Raw genomic sequence first — 22,733 nt, 5'->3', positions numbered from 1 at the left:
GCTGCTATATTCCATACTAGATATATTTATTACCTGACTTTTAATAGCAATAAACAACTTGATATTTTTATTGTCCTTGAAAATTAAAGCTTTGTCTAGCAAAAAATTGTTCTATTTTGCCTAAAAGTTTTTCCGATTTTCATTTTATTTAATATGGTTTTGTACGAAAAAGTACTAAAAAGCGGTAAAATGTAAGCTATAATACACAAAACTCTCGCTTCTCCCTGCTAGATGAATCTTAAAGAAATGTTAAATCTCGCGAATAAGATAGTCTTCGCTCAAACTGGTCAGCACCTTGATGATTTACAAGAAGCGGTGCTGCTAGGCACTCTACAACGGGATACATACAAAGAAATGGCTAAGGAATTTGACTGTTCTGAAAGTCGCATCAGGGAAATTGGAGCGGAATTATGGCGGATACTTTCAGAGGAGTTAGGAGAAGATGTTAGTAAGTCAAATGTACGCTCTACGATGGGAAGGTTTATATATTCAAATGGGGCGAATTTTGAAAAAGAAGTTGGTGCTATTGGAAGTTTTGAAAAAGATGTTTTAGCAATTGGTAGTTTCAACATTTGTGGTGAAACCAGACATCCACAAGATAAACCAAACTCACACTCATCCAATCAGGAAACATCTAACTCAAAACAAACTAAAACTTCACATCAAGATTTAAGTGAGATGCCGGAATTATGTGCTTTCTTCGATCGCACCCCACAACTCCAAACCCTCACAACCTCGATTCTACAACAAAACAGCCGCCTCATAACCATCACCGGCATCAGTGGCACCGGCAAAACAGCCCTAGCAGTACAACTCGTACAACAAATCAAAGACGAGTTTGAATGCGTCATTTGGTGCAATCTCTACACATCCCCCACCATCGGTGAATTTGAAGCCAACTTAATCCAGTTTTTCTCGCAGTCCCAAAAGCAAGATTCCCCCACAACCAACCAGAAAGCATTACCCCTAATTAAATATTTACAAAAACATCGGTGTTTAGTAGTCTTAGATGACATTCACAATTTGTTCAGCAGCGGCGAATTTGCAGGAAAATATAAACCTGGATACGAAGAATATCGCTCTTTATTTAAACAAATAGAAAAATTATCCCATCAAAGTTGCTTCCTGCTCATCGGTTGGGAACCACCCAAAGAAGTTCCTCAACTCACCAGCGAAAATACTCCCATTCGTATTTTACAACTCACAGGCTTAGACACTGCGGCCGCGCGGGAAATACTCCGAGATAAAGGATTAACAGAAATCGAGAACTGCGAAATACTCATTCACCGCTACCAAGGCAATCCGTTATGGTTAAAAAGCGTGGCGACTCTGATTCAAGAGTTGGGAATTGGCGCGAATGAGTTATTGTTAAATGATACAATTTTGTTGCCCGAAGATTTGAAAGATGTTTTACAGCAGCAGTTTAGTCGCTTATCGGAAATAGAAAAACAAGTCCTCTCCTTGTTTTGTAGGGAAAGCGAACCAGTCAACTTGGCAAAATTACTCGAATATGGCACTGTGCGATCGCCAGATTTGCTCAATGCCCTACAATCTTTATCGCGGCGTTGCTTCATTGACAAAACTGGAAGTTTTTATACTTTGCCACCTGTCTTGAGGCAGTATAGCCTTTCTCAAAAATATGAGGTATAACTGACACCACACACAATCCTTAAACTAAGAGGGCTGAAGCCCAACAACATACCTTATCTTTCTGAGAACTGCTGTATGTCCAAGAATTTATGATTTAACTGTTAAAAATCGCCTAATATGGTGTTGACTTTTCTCGGTCTTTTGCTGTACTATGAGAATGTATATAGAATAATGGAAATACTGAGTTTTTTATTTTTAAGTCTCCAATTCCCATTATAAATAAAGTATATGTCAATTTCCAAGAATTTGCAATACTAAAACAATACTTTTTTGCCGCCGATCGCACTTAAGCACCAATCAATGAAATATTCTGCATCCAGCCCCAGAAACAACAGCCAAACATCTCGCTTTGACGGTTTATCTTTGGACGATCGCAATCCCGACTTCATTAAACTAATGCTGCCGCTCTGGGAATGGCTGTACCGCTACTATTTTCGCGTCCAAAGCGACGGCTGGCACCACGTCCCCGCGAGCGGAAAAATGCTCGTTGTCGGCTCTCACAACGGGGGAATCGCCGCTCCTGATATGTTTATGTTCCTATACGAATGGTTCCACAGATACGGTACGGAACGCTTGGCCTACGGATTGATGCACCCGACGGTTTGGGAAGTTTCTCCTGATGTCGCTGGTATGGCGGTGCAGTGCGGCGCGATCAAAGCACATCCGAAAATGGCGATCGCAGCTTTGCGAAAAAATGCCCCGGTTCTGGTGTATCCTGGTGGCGCCGAAGATACTTTTCGTCCCCATCACTTGCGAAATAAAATCTACTTTGCTGGGCGTAAGGGATTTATTAAGTTAGCATTGCGAGAAGAAGTGCCAATTGTACCAATTATATCGCACGGTGCCCACGATACTTTAATCGTTTTGGCCGATTTGTACGAACAAGCAAAACAATTGCATGAATTGGGGATGCCGTGGTTGTTGGGCATCGATCCGGTAGTATTTCCGGTGTATTTGGGATTGCCTTGGGGGTTGAGTATTGGGCCTTTGCCAAATCTGCCTTTTCCCGTGCAAATTCGGACTCGCGTGTGCGAACCGATTGTATTTGAGAGGTACGGTAAAGATGCTGCGGGCGATCGCGATTATGTCGATGCTTGTTTCGATCGAGTTACCACCGAAATGCAACGGGAATTAGATTGTTTGGTTGGAAATTGAGAATTGCCTAAAGTATAAATACACAGGTTTGTAGTAAGGACTTCAGTCCTTTGTCTGAGGGATTTTTATCAGTAAGTTTGTAGTTAAAAGTTTAGTCTCGTCGAGTTTGATGAGGACTGAAGTCCTCACTACGAACCAGGTTTGTAGTAAGGACTTCAGTCCTTTGTCTGAGAAATTTTTATCAGTAAGTTTGTAATTGAAAGTTTGGTTTCGTCGAGTTTGATGAGGACTGAAGTCCTCACTACGAACCAGGTTTGTAGTAAGGACTTCAGTCCTTTGTCTGAGGGATTTTTATCAGTAAGTTTGTAGTTAAAAGTTCGGTCTCGTCGAGTTTTATGAGGACTGAAGTCCTCACTACGAACCTGGTTTGTAGTAAGGACTTCAGTCCTTTGTCTGAGGGATTTTTATCAGTAAGTTTGTAATTGAAAGTTTGGTTTCGTCGAGTTTGATGAGGACTGAAGTCCTCACTACGAACCTAATTGCCCGATCGCCTTTACCGCAATTTTAGGATGAAAAAGAATCGTCGGTGGTTCAATCATGTGTAGCACTTCCAAAAAAGCTTGACAAACTTTCGCATCTGTAGTCAACGCTTTTAACACCAGATCCATGTAATTAATTGTCAGTCGCGCAGCCAAGTTTGGTTTCGCACCCTCACTTCCTCGATAGCGCGAATCCTGACTGATCGCAAACGTCCAAGGAACAGTATGCAATTTTGCGAGTTTTTGTTGAAAATGTCGCCCAAAGCCTGTTAAATCGCCTTCAGGATGCTGCTGACGCTGTTTTTGCAGACATTCATCCAGCATCATAGCATCCAATCCAGCAACAGTCATTCCTTGGCCGTAAACTGGGTTGAAAGCACAAACTGCATGGCCGACAATTACCAAGTTTTCAGGATAACGCGAGAGGCGATCGTAATGGCGCAAACGGTTTTCTGTACCTCGATAACTATACGCAGGTGCGATCGCCTTTGCATCTTTAATCGCATCATAAATCATCGGAGTTGGCAGAGTGCGCGCAAATTCAACAAAACCTGTTTCATCGGCGGGTGGATAATCGCGATCGCCCCCAGCCATAATTGCCAGCCAGCGATTCCCCTCAATCGGGAAAAGTGCACCGCCGCGAGTGCGAAATGGCGGTGCAGTTGACACAAATACAGGCGCTGTATCTGACAATTTACCGCTGGATTCATAGATGCGGGTAGCATAGCCGACAAAAGCATTGATCGCCGTTTCTGGCGGAGATTCATAGCCGATTTTTTTCAACCATTTAGGTGTTTGAGAAACTTTGCCGCTAGCATCGACTACTAAATCTGCATTCAAATTCTCTTCATTGATGTTACCTGGGTTTTGCCGATCGCGCTTCCTCACCGACACCCCAGCAATCGCCGTGCCCTGAGTATTCGCCAGCAACCCTGTTACAGTCCCTCCTTCCAGGAAATGCACGTTCGTATTTTCTGTCAAGCGACGGCGAATTTGGCGATCGAGTAAATCCCGACTGAACATAACTAAATCATCGGGATCCGGGGTAAAATGTGTCGCCCAACCTGCGGGACTAAGCCAGGCGATCGACTTCGGATCTAACCTCGGAGCACCAGCAGCTATCAGTTCGTTTTCTAAGCCGGGAAACAACTGTTCTAGGATGATTTTTCCCCGAGTCAAAAGGATGTGCAGGTGTCGGGATTGAGGAATACCGGGGCGGGGTGCGGGTTTTTCGGGAAAAAAATCTCGTTCGATCACAGTTACGCGATCGAAGTGTTTTGCTAATACTCTAGCGGCCAACAGTCCTGCTAGACTGCCGCCAATAATAATTGCATGACTTTCTCGCTGCATTATTCCATCCTTTCAAGGCTCATAACTAATACCATGTTTACAAATTTTTGTACCAAACAAGCGTGGCGTTTGTTTACAGTCTCCGAGCGATTACACAGGTGCGTCGCTATGAGATTGTTGATATTTATTTAGGTATTTTTGAGGGCGGCGCACCCTACGACTCACAATTTTTTGCTCTCTCTTCTCTTCCTCAGCGTTCTCTGCGTCCTCTGCGGTTCGTTAAAAAAATCTACTTCACAAACCAAACAAAACTGACATATAGCAATCCTAAATCATTTGCATAGTTTCTTGTAGGGGCAATCCCCCCGTGGTTGCCCGGATTCTGCTGGGGTAGGCACGCACCATCCACTACCCCTACAAATCTTTATGAATCATTTAGGATTGCTATAGCACAATTATCTCTCAATCAACAGCAGGCCGCAGACATATTTATACACTTCCGACTGTAGGGGGATGTTTTAGCTCGTCAATAAGGCGATGCTTGCCTTTAGGGGTACGAGACTAAAACTATACATTCGCCGATCGCGCCGCACCCACCCTTTAACGAGGAATATACGAGGAATATACTATGTTTCAAAATTTGCCAATTAATCCACAACTGTATAACATCGGGTTCTGGCTGGCTCAAGTGCCTGTAGAACAGACTACAACAACAAGCAGAGTAGAAGATGCAGCACTCCTTTATTCCGGGCCGCAATTTTTTATCGCCTTAATATCTGGAGTCGTGCTCGCCTGCGCTTTCCAACTCTTGCTGACAAATTTGTCAGTAGCCGCAGGCCTTTCCTACATCGGACAATCCCACGACGATGGACACAAATCTGATAGCAGTAGTCCCGTCCGCCACATCGGGCGCAAAGTCGGTACTTGGACTCTAATCACCGTCACCGTTGCCCTCTTCTTCGCCTGCTTGCTAGCAGTTAAGCTTAGCTTGATTAGCAGTCCTGGTTTAGGTGCGATCGTCGGTTTAGTCGTGTGGGGGGCCTATTTCTCACTCCTCGTCTGGGTGAGCTCCACCACCGTCGGTTCCCTGATTGGTTCCGTGGTTAACACCGCAACATCAGGCGTTCAAGCTATTTTCGGCACCGCAGCCGCAGCCCTGGGCGCCAAAGCAGCTAGCAATCAAGTAGTCGCCACGGCGAAAGCAGCAGCAGCAGCAGTGGGCCACGAGCTCGGTAGCGCGATCGACCCTACAAGCTTGCGCGAAAACGTCGAAGACTACATCCAAGCCCTCAAACCGCCGGAATTAGACATCAAAGCGATGCGTAGCGAGTTTGAAAAATTGCTCAACGATCCGCAACTCAAAAGCATTGCGGGCGAAAATTTGCCGAATCTCGATCGCCAAACTCTGGTAGATTTAGTCAGTTCGCGATCGGACTTGTCAAAACGCGATGTCAACCGGATTGTAGACCAACTCCAAGATGCTTGGAAACAAGTAGGAAAACAAGACCAGAAATCAGACGGCATCGCCCAATTAATAGATTATCTAAAATCAGCAAAATCGGGAGATTTGCTCTCAGATACGCTGACAAGTAGGGTAGAAAAAGTTCTCGGCAATCTGGGCGGTCAAAATTCCGGACAAAACCCCACAATGATGTCCCAAGCAACGTCAATGGCAGTCAATGCTTTAATGGGAATAGTTTTGGGTCGCACGGATATTTCTGACTTAGATGTGGAAAAATTAATTGGTCAGCTCAAAACAGCTAAGGACAAAGTTAGCCAGCAAGCTGATAAAATTACCGCTCAAGTCAAAGGCGAACCAGAAACTTACAGCCCGATTCGCGCTGACGTAGAAAACTACTTGCTCAACACTTATTCGTGGCAGATGAACCCTACCGCGATCGAACGCGAATTTCGTGACGTGCTCTACGATCCAACGGCCGATCCCGGAAGTGTGCGCCGCGAATTGGAAAAACTAAATCAGTCTAAGTTTGCGGAAATTCTGGCAAGTCGAGGCGTTTTTACCCAAGACAAAATTAAAGAAATTTCCCAGGAATTAGAAGGAATCAGACAGCGAGTTTTACAAACTGCTATTTTTGCGGAGGAGCAAGAAAAAGCTCGCGATTTGCAGTGGCGCTTGGAAACTTATTTGAAGCTGACGCCGAAAGCAGAACTGACAGCAGCAGGTATCGGAAGCGATTTCAAGAAAATTTTAGAGGATTCTGATGCGAATTACGAACAGTTGCGCGATCGGCTTTCTCCATACACCCGCGAGAGTTTTGTGCAAATCCTCAGAGGTCGCGAAGGCTTCGGCTTCCAAGAAGTAGAACAGATTGTTAAAGAGTTGGAAAGGACGCGAGATGTAGTTTTAGCAGATGCTAAAGGTCTGCAAGAAGCAGCGCAAGTCCGACTAGACAATCAGTGGCAAAAAGTACAAGAATACTTGAAGTCTACGGGCAAAGAAGAACTCAATCCCGAAGGGCTCAAACGCGATTTCAAAACGCTGCTGGACAACCCGGAAGCGGGAATTTGGGCGCTAAAAGCTAGAGCTTCTAAGTTCGATCGCGAAACTTTGGTAAAATTGCTAGCTCAGCGAAAAGACCTCAGCGAAGACCAAGTAAATCAGCTTCTCGACAGTGCCGAAGAAACTTGGCACAGCGCGCTGGAAGCACCGCAAAAGCTGGCAGAAAAAGCTAAGGATCAGTACGACCAAACTACCACCGCCCTGGCAGATTACCTGCGAAAGACTGGCAAGGAAGAACTCAATCCTGAAGGGATTAAGCGGGATTTGACCAAATTGATGGAAAATCCCAAGGAAGGGGCTTTAGCGCTGCGCGGCCGCCTTTCTCAGGTCGATCGCGATACTTTGGTCAAGCTGCTTTCTCAGAGAGAAGATTTGACCGAGGAACAAGTCAATCAAATTATCGACCAAGTGCAAGAAACTCTAGGATCGATCGTGAAAGCGCCGCGCCGTTTGGCGAAGCGGGTGCAAACTCAAGTCCAGGATTTTCAGAGCATTTTAGAGGATTATTTGCGAAATACCGGCAAGGATGAATTAAATCCCGAAGCCATCAAGCGGGACTTGCAACTGCTGCTGCACGATCCAAAAGTCGGCGCTTACAGTTTGGGCGAACGGCTATCGCACATCGATCGAGCTACTATGGTTTCTCTGCTGTCTCAGCGCCCGGATATTTCGGAAGCAGAAGCTGCTCGCATTGTCGATCAAATTTTGTCGGTGCGCGACAAATTCGCACTGCAAATTCAGAAAATTCAGGAGGGCATTCAATCGGTAATTGACGGGATTCTTGGAAAAATTCGCGATTATCTCAATTCGCTCGATCGCCCGGAACTCAATTATGAAGGCATTACGCGGGACGTGCGGAAGTTATTTGACGATCCGCAAGCCGGATTTGATGCTTTGCGCGATCGCCTCGGTCATTTCAACCGCGATACTTTAGTAGCCCTAATTAGTTCGCGCGAGGACATTTCCGAAGCAGATGCGAACCGCTTGATCGACCAAATTGAAAAAAGCAGAAATACCGTCTTGCAAAGAGCAGAACGCTTGCAGCAAGAAGCCCAGCTTCGCCTAGAAAGCATTAAGTTGCAAGCCGAAAAACAAGCCGAAGAAACCCGAAAAGCAGCCGAAGTTGCATCTTGGTGGCTGTTTTTCACGGCTCTTACCTCGGCGGCTGCGGCTGCGGGCGCTGGTGCTTTAGCCGTCATCCGGTAACAATACTTCGGACAGTTTATAAGAAATACCCTGAAAACCCTGCGACTTTAGTCCAGGGATGAAAGGGGATTTGAGGATTTATCCTGCCAGTTAAATATTTACCAATTCTAGTAAAATCAATCAAGGAGGGTAAAAAAAAATGTACGCAGTACAAAGAGACCTGTGGCATTTAACAGGACTCGACAAAACCATTGTCGAGCAACTGTTGAAGTGGTCAAACAATCTGTTTAATGTCGGGACTTACGAAAGTCGGCAACGGTACTTTAAGGACAAAGGTGCAATTAAATACCCAGATTTGTACAAAATTGCCAAAGGCAACGAGAATTACGGCTTACTCTACTCGCAAGTCGCGCAACAATCTTTAAAATCGGTCGCTGAATCCTTTAGCTCTTTCCGAACCCTACAAAAGTTAGCCAAGAAAGGAGAGCTTAATCAAAAACCGAGGCTACCCAAGTACAGGACTAAAGGGGCGATGTACCAAGTTTCCTATCCTGGTCAAGCTTTAAAAATAGTGGGTAATCGGGTACGATTGCCTTTAGGAACCAAAGGCAAAGAACACTTTGGGACAGATGCGCTCTGGGTGACTTTACCAGAAAGACTGAAAGATTGCCAGATTAAAGAACTCAGGCTAATCCCTAGAAATGGCGAAGTCTGGCTTGAGTATGTTTATGAAAGTCTAACTGAACAAGCCGCTAGTTGTAGTCTGGAAGTAACAGGGGTTTTGGGAATCGACCACGGCATCAATAACTGGTTGACTTGTGTTTCTAGTAATAGTAAGCCTTTCATCATTGATGGTCGAAAGCTGAAGTCTTGGAACCAGTGGTTTAATAAGGAAAAAGCGCGAGTGCAATCGGCGCACACTCAATACAAGTTACCCAAAGGTTTCTCGTCAAAAAGACTGCAACAGTTGTCAGAAACCCGCGGCAGAAGGATGAGAGATGCAGTAAATAAAGCAGTTAGAAGCATAATAGGGTATTGCGAAAATCACCAAATCAATGTCGTAGTTTTTGGCTGGAATAAAGGACAGAAGCAAGAAGTCAATATGGGAAAAAATACTAATCAAAACTTTGTCCAAATACCCACAGCTAAAGTCAAAGATAGACTACAACAAGAGTGCGCTCTCAGGGGATGGAGATTTGTAGAGCAAGACGAATCCTACACCTCAAAAGCTAGCTTCTTGGATCGAGACGTACTGCCAGTGAAAGTTGGTGAAAAACCCGACAATTGGCAACCGTCTGGTAAAAGAATTAAACGAGGTTTGTACCGTTCTGCTCAGAAATTAATTCTGAATGCAGATGTTAACGGTGCGGCAAACATCATTAGGAAATCAATCATTTGCCATAGACTCAATAATTGAGCGAGTGGGTAGCGGGTTACTGACTAACCCTTTAAGAATTAAACTTTGGGCGGATTCATCCCCCAAAGTTTGTCCTTAAGAATCCCCGCGTCTTCAGACCGGGGAGTGTCAAAAGCGTTTCAAGGCGATTCGAGAATCGAGCTACCAAGGGAAAATAGAGTGTTTCAGGGTCAGAAATTTTAACCTGTCTGGACTATTGTCAAATATAATAGTCCAGACAGGTTAAAATTTTATTTTATTTATCTTTTAAGGAAGACGCTGTGAAGTACCATTTAGCCTTAGGTCGCTCGATCGATCTAGAAACTATCGCCCACGATGCTGAAGTTGGCCTTTGTCCGCGCCATGTGATGTGGGGAATCAGCCAGCGGCTGGGGGCGACTATCCATCAACCGTCAGGCCATCCGGTGTCATTTTTTGACAAGATACGCTCTAAAATTTCTAGTCGCCCGGAACATTGGGCACTAGCCCGCCAACTGTCTGAGTCACTTGACAGCAATGATACGATATACTGCACTGGTGAAGATGTGGGTATTCCCATAGCAACGCTTTGCGGAGCTAAGCGCAACCGACCAAAAATTGCTGTATTTTTCCACAACATAGATCGACCACGAGGCCGCTTGGCGATGAAACTGTTGCGATTGGCCGACAATATTGACTTGTTTATAAGTAATACCCGCCTTCAGTTAGATTTCCTCCGTAATTTGGGAGTGTCGGAAAGTCGCTTGTTGATGTTACCAGAACAGACAGATACAGCTTTTTTCACCCCTGGTGTTTCAACGCCCAATCACCAACGCCCAATTATTGCCAGTGTTGGCCTGGAAAAACGGGACTATCGACTCCTCGCGGAAGCGACAGCGGATCTTGATGTTGATGTAAAGATTAGCGGTTTCTCGAAGGATGCGATCGCAATGGCCCAGGCTTTCCCAGAAACTTTGCCAGCAAATATGTCACGCAAATTCTATTCTTGGCCTGATTTGGTGCAACTCTACCGCGATGCGGATCTAGTTGCTGTCACCGTTACAGAGAGTAAGTTCTGTGCTGGATTGACCTCGGTGTTAGAGGCGATGGCCTGTCGGCGGCCGGTGGTGGTGACCAAAACTCAAGGGTTGGCTGATTATCTTACATATCCTGGTACCGCTACAGTGGTTAATCCAGGGGATGCGAAAGGTTTGCGAGATGCGATCGCGAAACTATTAAACAATCCCGAAGAAACGGAAGCACAAGCAAAATGCGGTTATGAATTAGCGATCGAAAAACACAATAGCGAACATTATATTGAGGTTCTTGCAGCGCGACTGACTTCAATCTAATTGCAAATTAAAAAGTTAAGTAAATTTTTTGATGCGCTTGAATATCAAGCGCATATTTTTAGACCGATTGGGCGGCTGGGGATTCATTAAACTAAGGGTTTTCCAGTTTCTATTTTTTATGAAGGAAAAATAGAACTCCCAGCAACAACAACAATAATTTGGGTTCTCCCCCATCATCGGTAAAACCAGCCGCCCCTCCCCAAATATACGGCAGTATCAAATCTTAATTGTTTTGGGCGATCGCCCCAATCTGAGAAAATCACGGTTGGGTCATGACTAGCAGGCGATCGGTTGTGCATAATGAAGGGAACTAAAGATGTGAAAATACTACACTGACTGTGGGGGGCTAAATACCCGATACCTTGGAAATACCGAGGGCTTTTGCAAATCCGCCCACAACAGTCAAAACACGCAGGCCCTGCGATCGCCAATGCTAAACAACCTACGTCTCCAACCTCCCCAGGCTAGTTGCCTAAGAAAACCGTGAGGAGGCCGACGCCATGCAACTCCGAAAAAAAACACTCTTAATCATCGGTGCAGCTCTGATCGGCCTGATTGTGGTTCTCTATGCCACTGCATCAACCATTTTGCTGCACGATTTTAACAACCTGGAGGCACAGTACGTCCGCCAGGATGTCGCGCGGGCTTTGGATGCCTTAGATGATGACTTGTCGAATTTAGACACCAGCGCCCAAGATTACGCCGAGTGGGATGATACGTACTCTTTTGTCGATACACGGGACCAGGAATTTATCAAGTCAAATTTCGTCAATACGACATTTGTTTACTTGAGATTAAACTTATTGGTGCTGCTGGACTCCGACGGTAAGACCATCTTCAGCAAAGGTTTTGACCTGAAATCCAAAACCGAAATCCCAATTCCGGCAAGCTTGCAACAGCACTTGACTGAGGCGCTGCTGGAGTCCCAGACAAGTTCTGAGGAGGGGTACCCCGCCAAAACAGGCGTCGTCACCCTGCCAGAAGCCACGCTGCTGATAGCCTCAAAACCGATCGTCAACAGCAACGCTCAAGGCCCGCCGCGGGGGACGCTGATCCTGGCACGCTACCTCGACAACACCGAAATTGGTTTGCTTTCGGAACTGACTCACCTGTCAGTGGATTTTAGATTGCCGAGTTTAGATTTTAAAGTGGGAGCCACGAACTACTCCGGGCCAGGCGCTAAGGTGCTGGCTCGCTCCAGGCAGGATTTGGACAATCTCAAACTCAAAATTTCCAACCTCAAATCAGTAGAAATTTTAATCGAGCCGCTCAGCGACAGCGTCGTCGCAGGATACGCCCTGATTCGGGACATCCGGGGCAAGCTAGCGCTGCTGCTGCGAGTAGAAGTAGACCGGGTAATCTCTAGGCAAGGTCAGGCTACCCTAGAACTCTTTACTTTCTCGATATTGGCAGTAGGTTTAATATTTAGCGCGATCGCCCTGCTGTTGTTAGAAAATTTAGTCTTGGCGAGATTGGCGGACTTGAGCACTAGCGTCAGCAACATCGCAGCCAACGGCGATCCAGACTTGCGCGTTCAAATGGCAGGAGGCGATGAACTCAGCAGCTTGGCCGACACCATCAACCAAATGCTAGAAGCATTGGGCAATTCTCAAGTCGAACGCTTAAAGAGCGAAGATCGCTATCGGTTGATGGCAGAAAACTCAACCGACATGATTAGCAGACACAACCCCAAAGGCGTGTTTCTCTACGTCTCGCCCGCCAGCAAAGCTTTGCTGGGATACGAACCTTCCGAACTGATCGGCGGCCTCCCCAACCATTATTTTCACCCGGACGATGTAGAAACCGTCGCCAAAGCTCACTCGAAAGTCCTGGCGCTGCCAATTACTTACACCGTCAGCTACCGAATCCGCTGCAAAGACGGCAATTACATTTGGTTTGAAACCACCAGCCGCACGATCCGAGATCCCGAAACGGGCTCGGTGCAAGAAATTATCGGCGTTTCCCGCGACATCAGCGTCCGCAAGCAAACAGAACAAGAACTCCGAGAAAGCGAAGCTGCAATTAAAGCTTTGTACCAAGTGACTTCTGCTCCCCGTACAGACCCGCAGGGCCGCCTTTCTACCTTTGATTTGCGCCTCCAAGAATTGCTGGCAATGGGATGCCGGTATTTAGGCCTTTCCGTGGGAATTTTGTCGCACATTCAAGGCGACAACTATCAAATAATGGCTGTTGAATGTCCCGATGAATCGATCGTCAAATCACAAATCTACGATCTGGAAGAAACCTTCTGCGTAGCTACAGCAATGGCAAAAGAACCGATGTACTTTGAGTCGGTAAGGTTTTCGGGTTTGTGTTTCAATACTCCCAATCCTGCCTTCAACATCGAAGCTTACATGGGCACTGCCGTTACGGTGGCAGGTGAAGTTTACGGCACTCTATGCTTCTTTGCTCCGACTCCTCTGACAGAACCGTTCCGAGCTGTAGATAGAGAGTTGGTGAAACTGATGGCTCAGTGGGTGGGCAGCGAATTAGAACGCCAGCAAACAGGCGTAGATTTGGCAAAAGCTCGCGACGAAGCACTGGCAGCTACCAAGGCCAAAAGCGAATTTTTAGCCACCATGAGCCACGAAATTCGCACTCCGATGAATGGAGTCATCGGTATGACAGGTTTGCTGCTGGATACCCACTTAAGTCGGGAACAGCGCGATTTTGTAGAAACTATCCGCAGCAGTGGCGATGCTTTGCTGACGCTGATCAACGATATTCTGGATTTCTCGAAAATTGAGTCGGGCAAATTGGACTTGGAGGAACATCCGTTTGACATCCGCAGTTGCATTGAGGAATCTCTCGACTTGGTAGCTGCTAAGGCGGCACAAAAAAAACTGGAATTGGGTTACTTGATCGATCGCTCCGTACCACCAACGGCGATCGGTGACAGTGCCCGCTTGAGGCAAATTTTAATCAACTTGCTCAGCAATGCTGTTAAATTTACTGAATCTGGAGAAGTGGTGGTTTCGGTGACTGCCAAAAAGCTTACAGTGTCCACGATCCACGCTCAAGAACCGCCAGCAATTAATGGCGAACCACGAGCAATTCACAAAGTATACGAAATACAATTTGCGGTTAAAGATACTGGTATCGGCATTCCGTGCGATCGCATGGATCGGTTGTTTAAATCTTTCAGTCAGGTTGATTCTTCAACGAGCAGGCAGTACGGCGGTACGGGATTGGGCTTAGCAATTAGCAAGCGTTTGGCCGAAATGATGGGCGGCAGGATGTGGGTGCAAAGTATGGGTTGTCTGGCTGGCAATCCTCCGGGAGATTTTAAAGTGGCAGTTTTTGAGATCGCAGGTGAAGAATCTTGCGAAATTGCCGAAAAATATGGCTCTAGCAAATCTTTACTCAGCAGCGAGCCGATCGACCAAAATCCCAAATCCCCAGGCTCTACTTTTTATTTCAGCACGATCGTTTCTGGTTGCAACAGTTCCTTACCAGTTAATTTGAGCACTACTCAACCTGAATTAACTGGGAAGCGAGTCTTAATTGTCGATGACAATGCGACCAACCGCCAAATTTTGACTCTCCAAGCTCAGTCTTGGGGAATGGTGCCTAGGGCTTCAGCTTCGGCTCGTTTGGCTTTGGATTGGATTGCGGCTAAAGAGGTGTTTGACTTGGCAATTTTGGATATGCAAATGCCATACATGGACGGGCTGGCTTTAGCTGCGGAAATTCGCCAATATCCCGAGTGCCAACAGTTGCCGTTAGTGATGCTAACTTCGATCGGCAGACAAGAAATTAACACCCCTGCGATTGAGGTGGATTTTGCTGCTTTTTTGAACAAGCCGATCAAACAATCTCAGCTTTACAATGTTTTAATCAATATTTTTGGGAAACAGACTGCTGAAATTAGAGTGCAGCGAACCAGCGGGCCTTTATTGCAAAGCATACCCGTGCTGGCCGAGAATTTACCGCTGCGGATTCTGTTGGCTGACGATCATTTGGTGAATCAGAAGGTGGCTTTGCAAATTTTGCAGCGGATGGGGTATCGGGCGGATGTGGCAGGAAACGGTATGGAAGTGCTCGAAGCCTTGCGCCGCCAGCCCTACGATGTCGTGCTCATGGACGTGCAAATGCCGGAAATGGACGGTTTGGAAGCTACCCGCCGCATCCGCGAGGCATTTTCAGCAGCTTTGAATTTAGAAAATAGCAGAGAAGAATCAGAAGTTTCAATAACTGACGGAGAATCTAACAATGGCAAATCCCAAATCGAAAATCCCAAATTGATCCAGGAGCAATCTAACAATAATCCTGAATGTAGTGATGAGCAATCTAACAATTCAAAATCCACAATCCAAAATTTAAAATGGACGAGGCCTTGGATTGTGGCGATGACGGCAAATGCGATGCGGGGCGATCGCGAAGAGTGCATGGCTGCGGGGATGGACGACTATTTGAGCAAGCCGATCGAGATTGAGGAGTTGGTTCGAGCTTTGAGCGCCTGTACATCTCGCTCTAATGGGGAATTCGATTGCCCGCAGCCGATTTTTTGTGTGAGCTCGCAGATTGAACCGACAGGAGGAAAAAGTGATTTAGAAGTGCGATCCTCTTCGAGGGCTGCGCTAACGAATGCTGCTGTTGGGGAAAATCAACAAGTGACAATGGCCAATTCGTCCTCCGTCATCAGGTGGAGTGCATCAAATGTCGATCGAACTTTGTCAGAAAATGGCGATTGTCTGAGTGCCAAGATTATAGAAGGATTGCGAGATGTCGAAGCTTTGGAAGAGGCGATCGACATTTACCTCGAAACAGCCCCCGAACTGCTGCAAGACATCTCTGTAGCTCTGTCAAACGCCGATCCGCTAGCTTTGCGGCGAACTGCTCACTCTTTGAAATCGATTAGCGGTACTCTCGGTGCTTTTCGCTTGTTTGAGTTGTGCGAGGAACTCGAAATCATGGGCCGCATGGGGACAGAGGCAAATAAGCCTTTATCTGGGCTGGACTCGGGGCTTTTACAACAAGTTGAGGCCGAGTATCAAAGAGTCGAAACGGCATTGAAAATCGAACGGGAATACAGCTAGAAAATGCAAAACAATTAACCTGAATCCGGCAAATCCACGCGATAAACAGCATAAGGTACGTTGTTGGGCTTCAGCCCTCTTAGTTGCAGTGGTTGTACCATTTTAAAAAAGTTAAATATTGTAGGGTGCGTCAGCTCGTAGCATAATTTTGAGGCGGGTATCGAGAATTTGCTGACGCACCCTACTACTATCATATCTATCAATTATTTCAACAGAAAATCCACAAAATTATTATTTTGAAAGAGGTAGATTGGGATTGATGGTGGCGTGAGGGCGGGTTTATGAAATTGTGGGTTTTTGGCAATTATTTTCGGTGAACCCGCCCCTACAGATTTATGTTTTTTACCTCTGCTAACAAGGGCAGCTCTATATTTCCACACATCAAGTCAGCACAATTCCACTGCCGCAAATACTCACAAACTTCAGAAATAATCCCATTGGCTGCATCTAATTTTCTAGCCTGATGCGCGTGATAGTGCGCTCTGATTAACGGCTGAATATCCTCGATATCTTGCCATCCCGATTTTGGTTTGAGCGGAATGCTGATATAATAATTATAAGCTTGATTGTGCGCGGTACGGAAATCTTCGGGATTTTGACTTAGCAGGTGTTCGCCCTTTTCTCGAACTAGCGGATGCAACTGATAGGATTTGAAATGGCGATCGTAATATAGCAATTGCCGGCGCTTCAGTGCTTGAATAATGTTTTCCTTAAGTTCGTACTTGCTGACTTCTAGCATTTGAGCGCTAATCCCGGCAAAAGATAGGGGATATTCTGAGGTTTGATAGACGGAAATTCGACCCAGACAAGTTTGCTCGCTGTCGCCCAGACGCGCTATCATTTCATCGATCGCACTTTCAATATCTCGAATCAGCAACCAGTCTCTCTGGTGTAAAAAATTCCCGACATTTCCCTGAAACTCGGTATCGTCTCGAATTAAGGCTGCGACGAGTTGTAAGGCTTTGGGATGTCCTGAATAGCGATCGCCCATTTCGGCTAATTCCTCTGGATTTGCAGTCAGATTAAAAGATTGCAACAGGGAAATTGCACTATCTCGCTCCAATCCGTTAAGCTGGATTTCGCGGGTGAGTGTTGGTGGCAATTCGGCCAAGCTTTCGCGACTGGTAAAGATAATTTTGCTTTGATGTTCTGTTTCTAATAGTTGTTTGAATAACCAAGCATATTCTGCACAATTGTCTGCGAAATAACCGGCCGTTTTTGCTTCTCCTGCTTGCAAAAGTGTGTCAGCGCGATCGAACACAATTAAGCAAGGTTTATCTCTGAGGATTTTGAGCAAATTTTCGGTTTTTTTCCCGCAGTCATTTTGAGCGTTGGTGGAGGCGGTAATCTCGCCGTTGGAAAGAGTGAATAGGAGTGAGTCAATTGTGCGATCGCACGGGGGTGCTTTGCCTGTTGCGGATTCCAAGGATTGCCAAGCGGCGCAGGTGAAGGGGGTTTTTTCTGCGTGTAATTGGCGGATTAGTTGGCTGGCGAGGGTGGTTTTTCCGATTCCGGGTAATCCGACTATTGAGATGGCGATGGGAACCCCCCAGGGCGGGCACGGGGGCACGGGCGGGCACGGGGGCACCGCCCCTACATTTAAATCGGGCGGGCACGGGGGCACCGCCCCTACGGGATGGGGTTCAACAATTAGGGTTTTTAAGAGTTCGATTTCTTTTGTGCGCTGTACCCAGTTTCTGACGGGGGGTAAGTTTTCTGGGAGGGGGAAAGTGCGATCGTTTTGGTTGTCTAGGGGGATATCTGCGATCGCGGCGACAAAGAGTGGTTCTGTTTTGATATTTTTGTAGCCCTCAGCAATGTATTCCCAATTTTCTATTTCTACAGCTTTGCAAATATTGATAAAGTTTTCTCGTCTAATTCCTTTTCTGCTCCAAAAACGCTTTAAGGTGGCTTTTGAAATTAAAGCTGCAAGACACCAAGTATCCTCAGTTTTATTCCATTCGAGGTTGCGTCGCACCATATCAATGATTTTCAATCCTTCTTCGGATGCTCTGAGCAAGCCTGCCATTGGTACTCCTCTACGGAAACTCTGCGTTAGTAAAGAATGTTACACGATTTGGTGAGCCGAGAAGTGAGCCAAATGAGACAAATGAGCTAAATGAGCTTTTTTGCTGAGCCAAATGGTGAGCCGTTTAGCCTTTGCAGATTCAGGATTGTGGAGTAATCTGAAATGATCAGTCTGGTTTTCAGCTAGGTTTGATGGTGCATCTGGTGGGCGATCGGGCATACAGCTTATCTGCTCTTGGGAGCAATGTAAAGTTTTGTTACAAGAATAGGGCGATTTGCATAAAAAGCAGAGGAAGGCCCAGATAAACATTTAGGAAGGCTTGCTAGGCGGGCTTTGCTGGTTTTACGCAACTATATTTTTGTGGAGATGGGATTATGCAATTAGATGATGTGTTGTTGGGTAATGCAGTGGATGCAAGTGCGATCGGGCTGTTGGAGGAGATTAAGGGCGATTCGATCTTATCCTATGCTTCGGATACGCGCAGTGCCAGCCAGTTAGGGGCCAGTTCGTCTTTCATTTCGACTTTCGACGGGCTAAGCGGACAAGTTGGGACGATCGATCCGTCAGCAAAATTCACCCAAATTGCTAGTACCTTCAGTTTCTCCGATATCGCTGTTGCTAAAGATGGGACGATTTTCGGAATTACGCCTACTCAGTTATTCAAAATCGATCCAGTATCGGGTTTAACTTCATTTGTTGGCGGCCTCCCTGCGGGTGTCAATATTAATGCTCTAGAATTTGCGAATGATGTCCTTTATGGGGCTGGGGATTCTAACTTATACGCCATTAATACCACTAATGCGGGAGTGTATTTAGTCGCCAACTTGGAATCTGGATTCAATAGCAGTGGTGACTTGGCATTTGATGCTCCGAATAATCGATTTTTAGCAACATCGAAGGGGCTGACAAGCGATAGTTTGTATGCGGTGTCTCTAACTGGTGAAGCAGCCAAAATTGGCGATATTGGCTTTAGCAATATTTTAGCTTTGATGTTTGAGGGCGAGAAGCTTTTTGGTTTCACGGCGGATGGATCGCGAATTGCAATAAATCCTGGAACGGGAACGGGGGTTTTTGATACCCTTGTCAAGGGTATTAGCGATCGAATTGGGGGAGCATCTGGTATTCAAATTAAGAAAGGAGAGGTACTGTCGAGCACTCCGGGAACAATTCTGTCAGCGGATACGATCGATGTGTTTTTGCCACCAGGGGGCGAGATTACTTTAGAAATAACAGTCACGGTGCCTGGAGATGGTTCAGAGCCTATTAGATCGGTTCGCAGTATAGAAAATGGCGATCGAAGTGCTTCAGTAGTTACTAATCAGCTACCAGTTGATGTTTTTCTGCTGCAAGACCTTTCACGTTCATTTACGGAGGATTTACCTATTGTACAGAATCTGATACCAAATCTAGTACGCGATCTGAGGAATCGTCAGCCAGACACCACATTTGGAGTTGGTTCCTTTATTGACAAGCCTATAAATCCGTTTGGACTTCGCGGTGATTATGTCTATCGTCTAAATCAGCGACAGACTACTGATATTACAGCGCTACAATCAACAGTAAATAACCTCAGTGTTAACGAAGGTCGTGGTCAAGAATCTGATGGACCTGAAGCACAGCTAGAAGGACTACTGCAAACGGCACTTCGCAGTCAAAGTGAAATTGGTTTTCGGGATAGTGCACGCCGTGTAGTTGTGGTGGCGACAGATGCAGAATTTCATCAGGCTGGCGATGGGAGAAAAGCTGGCATTACCAGACCCAATAATCTCGACACAATTCTTGATGGAAATCCGCCGGGAACCGGAGAAGATTATCCATCTGTCCCACAAGTTAGGCAAGCATTGATTAATGCTAATATTGTACCAGTTTTTGCTGTTACCAAAGATCAAATTGCTACTTACAGAGATTTGGTTGATGACAGCGATGGTGATGGATTGGGATTTGGTTCGGTGGTAGAATTAAAATCCGATAGTTCTAATTTGGTGGATGCGATCGCCACAGGTTTAGACGTAGTTGGAAGAGAAATTAACGTTGTTCCAGTTAGCGACGATTTTGGTTATGTGAAAGAGATTACACCGCCTAAGTTTACTGACGTTTTGCCAGGACAAAAGCTGACTTTCAGGGTGAAGTTAAAGTCTGATGGTAAAGGTGGTAATGACACTTTGAACTTGCGGGCTCTTGGCTTTGGCGACACGAAGATTAATATTGTGACGAGTGCTCCAAGTCGGCCCCCAGTTAGCACTCCAGGTGAGACTCCAGAAACTGCTTCTGATCTGGGAGAATTGAAAGGGGGACGCACGATTACTGGTGTTGTAGGCGGTACTGAAAAAGGTGAAAATTGGTATAAATTCACAAACAGCAGTCCCAGCACTTTTGGTCTGTTACTCAGTGGATTAACGGAGAACGCAGATGTTGAGCTGTTCAACAGCGATGCAAAAACTCGTACTTCGGTTGACAGCCCCTACCAATTTGATAAAGATAAGGACCAGAAAAATAAAGATGATGCAGAAAAAATTTATGCCAGTGTTTTGCCAGCCGGAAACTATTATCTTAGGGTATCAAAAGGAAAAGATGCGAATACTAAATATGATCTGAATCTATCCGCTCTCCCAGAAACCACAGGTGAGCTAGTCCCTGTGCCTTCGGGTAATGGCCTTCGTTTCGATGGCATTGTTAGTAACAAAGGAGAAAAGCGAATAGTCAGTATTAGAACCCCTGACGGTTCACCAACAAAGAGTATTCAGGATGTGCCAACATGGGTGGTTATTCATGGTCTTAATGATACTCCAAGCTCTACAGGCAGTTTAGGTAAATTAGCTAGCACTGTAGAAAAGGCTGTTGAGAAACTAGGAGGTCAAGTTTTGGTTGTGGACTGGAGTGGCTCAGCAGCCAGTTCTACAAATGGAATTCCCGATCCTGGTCCAGCTTCAGAATGGATTCATGATGTTGCAACTTTGGCTGTTAGTTCTCTCAAAAAATGGGGAATTAATATTAATAATATTAACTTAATAGGTCATAGCTTGGGTACTTATGTCTCCTCTGAAATTGGCTTTTTATTTGGCAGTAACAATCCAGAAAATCGTACCATACCACCAAACACGCCAAAAATAAATAGTTTTACTGCTTTAGATCCAGCAGGATTTGTTAATTTTGCTCGACTCTTTGCTGCTCTGAAATTTGATGGAAGATATGATTTAGACGGAGATGTGGCTGAAAATCAAATTCCCCTCTTTTTCAAAGATGTATCTCAGTTCTCAAGAGCGTATTGGGGTAAGCGTATAGGTTTAGAACGGGATGATATTCGATTCGGTGATGGTTTAGGTTCAGATTTATATGCAAACTCTGCTCAAGAGTCTTTCAGTGTTAGATTTGATAGCTTCAATCCAATTGATAATCACAACAGAATAGTTCAATTGTTTACAAATATTATTGAACAAAACAATAATCCTAAGACAACAGGAATTATCAGTTCTTTTTTCAAGATTAATCAACGAGAGCATGAGCAATGGCGAAAAGAAACAAATGGATCAGAAGGAACTATCGAATCCGACTCGAATAACAAACCAACTCTACTTGTAGTCAAAGATAAAAATCCTCAAAATGACGACATAATCTACGGCAGCACAGGAGATGATGAGTTAGACGGTACTGATATTCCTGGTATAGATTTGCAGGGTGATGCTCTTTTCACTGCATCAGGCAACGATCAAATTTTTGGTGATTCGGGCAATGATAAAATATTTGGCGGTACGGGAAATGATACCCTCTACGGCGGTTCTGGCAACGATTTCATCAATGGTGAAGAAGACAACGATCTCATTGAGGGTGACGATGATAGAGACACTCTCTTTGGTGCGAAAGGAGACGACACAGTTATTGGAGGTAAGGGCAACGACAGTTTACAAGGCAATGATGGTAAAGACACTTTGATCGGTGAAGAAGGTGACGATACCCTATGGGGTGGTGGTGATGATTCAGCCGATAGCCTTGTAGGAGGTGGGGAAAATGATTATATCAGAGGAGAAAGAGGAGACGACACACTTAATGGAGGTAAAGGCAACGATAGTTTAGAAGGCAATGATGGTAAAGACACTCTCATCGGTGGAGACAATGACGATACCCTATGGGGTGGTGGTGATAACTCGGCTGATAACCTGGAGGGTGGTGATGGAAATGACTCTCTCCTGGGAGAAGGTGGTGATGATATCCTGATTGGTGGAAAAGGTCAAGATATTCTATCAGGTGGCAATGGCAGTGATATATTTGTTTTTTCACAAGATGACGATTTATCTAAATATTCCTCTTCTGATGATTTATCAAAAACAAAAGCTGATATTATCACAGACTTTGGATTTGGTGATTTCTTTGGAGGAGGAGGTGTTGATAGAATAAGCTTATCTGGCAAATTGTGGAATGATAAGAATAACATCATATTCTTGCAAATCTTTGAACCATTAAATATACCTTTTGGTGACTTTGGGGTGCGTCCCGTAGCAACTGTTATGGTGTTAGGGGATGAATATTTAGCGAAATTTAATCGTACTTTCAGCAATGCTGAGGAGCAAAAGATTAAGGATGGGTTTGTTCAAAGAATCTAAAGTGATTCGTCTAACAGCTATGATTTGAGTGCGATCGCCCTTAACGACAAAAAGAGCGATCGCCCTCTAAAACAATCCCTAATACCCAGACTCCCCCAC

General features: G+C 45.4%; 10 protein-coding genes. 7 read left to right on the top strand and 3 right to left on the bottom strand.

All coding sequences use genetic code 11. The annotated features are described in order from the left end of the window. Positions 1-231 precede the first annotated feature (231 nt). Positions 232-1,650 (top strand): helix-turn-helix domain-containing protein, encoded by a 1,419-nt coding sequence (locus QZ918_RS24530; protein WP_293339401.1) that lies wholly within the window; start codon positions 232-234, stop codon positions 1,648-1,650. A 300-nt stretch (positions 1,651-1,950) separates the two neighbouring features. Continuing rightward, positions 1,951-2,805 (top strand): lysophospholipid acyltransferase family protein, encoded by an 855-nt coding sequence (locus QZ918_RS24525; protein ID WP_293339398.1) that lies wholly within the window; start codon positions 1,951-1,953, stop codon positions 2,803-2,805. A gap of 467 nt (positions 2,806-3,272) precedes the next feature. On the opposite strand, the gene QZ918_RS24520 is transcribed toward QZ918_RS24525, so the two are convergent. Beyond that, on the bottom strand, positions 3,273-4,634 hold the full coding sequence (locus QZ918_RS24520; protein ID WP_293339395.1) for an NAD(P)/FAD-dependent oxidoreductase: 1,362 nt from the start codon (positions 4,632-4,634) through the stop codon (positions 3,273-3,275). Between the two features lie 568 nt (positions 4,635-5,202). Here QZ918_RS24520 and QZ918_RS24515 point away from each other — a divergent pair. From QZ918_RS24515 to QZ918_RS24500, 4 genes are all read left to right on the top strand, one after another. Continuing rightward, positions 5,203-8,301, top strand: a complete 3,099-nt coding sequence (locus tag QZ918_RS24515; protein WP_293339392.1) for a coiled-coil domain-containing protein — start codon at positions 5,203-5,205, stop codon at positions 8,299-8,301. 139 nt (positions 8,302-8,440) lie between these two features. After that, positions 8,441-9,658, top strand: a complete 1,218-nt coding sequence (locus tag QZ918_RS24510) for an RNA-guided endonuclease InsQ/TnpB family protein (RefSeq protein ID WP_293339388.1) — start codon at positions 8,441-8,443, stop codon at positions 9,656-9,658. 260 nt (positions 9,659-9,918) lie between these two features. Then, a complete protein-coding gene (locus tag QZ918_RS24505) occupies positions 9,919-10,968 on the top strand; it encodes a glycosyltransferase family 4 protein (RefSeq protein WP_293339385.1) in 1,050 nt (349 codons plus the stop codon). A gap of 500 nt (positions 10,969-11,468) precedes the next feature. Next, the gene (locus QZ918_RS24500) at positions 11,469-16,007 is read left to right on the top strand and encodes a response regulator (RefSeq protein WP_293339382.1); all 4,539 of its coding nucleotides are present in this window, start codon (positions 11,469-11,471) and stop codon (positions 16,005-16,007) included. 325 nt (positions 16,008-16,332) lie between these two features. Here the strand turns inward: QZ918_RS24500 and QZ918_RS24495 are convergent, their stop codons facing one another. Both QZ918_RS24495 and QZ918_RS24490 read right to left on the bottom strand, forming a co-directional pair. Further along, positions 16,333-18,036, bottom strand: coding sequence for an NB-ARC domain-containing protein (locus QZ918_RS24495; protein WP_293339379.1), 1,704 nt, complete (start codon positions 18,034-18,036; stop codon positions 16,333-16,335). A gap of 39 nt (positions 18,037-18,075) precedes the next feature. After that, entirely contained in the window at positions 18,076-18,255 is a 180-nt protein-coding gene (locus QZ918_RS24490; RefSeq protein WP_293339376.1) for a hypothetical protein, read from the bottom strand. A 155-nt stretch (positions 18,256-18,410) separates the two neighbouring features. Here QZ918_RS24490 and QZ918_RS24485 point away from each other — a divergent pair, with 155 nt between their 5' ends. After that, a complete protein-coding gene (locus QZ918_RS24485; RefSeq protein ID WP_293339373.1) occupies positions 18,411-22,634 on the top strand; it encodes a pre-peptidase C-terminal domain-containing protein in 4,224 nt (1,407 codons plus the stop codon). Positions 22,635-22,733 lie beyond the last annotated feature (99 nt).

The sequence above is a fragment of the Microcoleus sp. CAWBG58 genome (assembly GCF_020883045.1).
Classification (GTDB): domain Bacteria; phylum Cyanobacteriota; class Cyanobacteriia; order Cyanobacteriales; family Microcoleaceae; genus Microcoleus.
The sequence above is the reverse complement of the archived record's forward strand: the minus strand, read 5'-3'. Positions and strand labels throughout refer to the sequence as shown.

Coding starts and splice junctions, on each gene's coding strand:
- QZ918_RS24500 (WP_293339382.1), top strand. CDS start 11,469: ATGCAACTCCGAAAAAAAACACTCTTAATCATCGGTGCAGCTCTGATC.
- QZ918_RS24530 (WP_293339401.1), top strand. CDS start 232: ATGAATCTTAAAGAAATGTTAAATCTCGCGAATAAGATAGTCTTCGCT.
- QZ918_RS24510 (WP_293339388.1), top strand. CDS start 8,441: ATGTACGCAGTACAAAGAGACCTGTGGCATTTAACAGGACTCGACAAA.
- QZ918_RS24485 (WP_293339373.1), top strand. CDS start 18,411: ATGCAATTAGATGATGTGTTGTTGGGTAATGCAGTGGATGCAAGTGCG.
- QZ918_RS24495 (WP_293339379.1), bottom strand. CDS start 18,036: ATGGCAGGCTTGCTCAGAGCATCCGAAGAAGGATTGAAAATCATTGAT.
- QZ918_RS24490 (WP_293339376.1), bottom strand. CDS start 18,255: ATGCCCGATCGCCCACCAGATGCACCATCAAACCTAGCTGAAAACCAG.
- QZ918_RS24520 (WP_293339395.1), bottom strand. CDS start 4,634: ATGCAGCGAGAAAGTCATGCAATTATTATTGGCGGCAGTCTAGCAGGA.
- QZ918_RS24525 (WP_293339398.1), top strand. CDS start 1,951: ATGAAATATTCTGCATCCAGCCCCAGAAACAACAGCCAAACATCTCGC.
- QZ918_RS24515 (WP_293339392.1), top strand. CDS start 5,203: ATGTTTCAAAATTTGCCAATTAATCCACAACTGTATAACATCGGGTTC.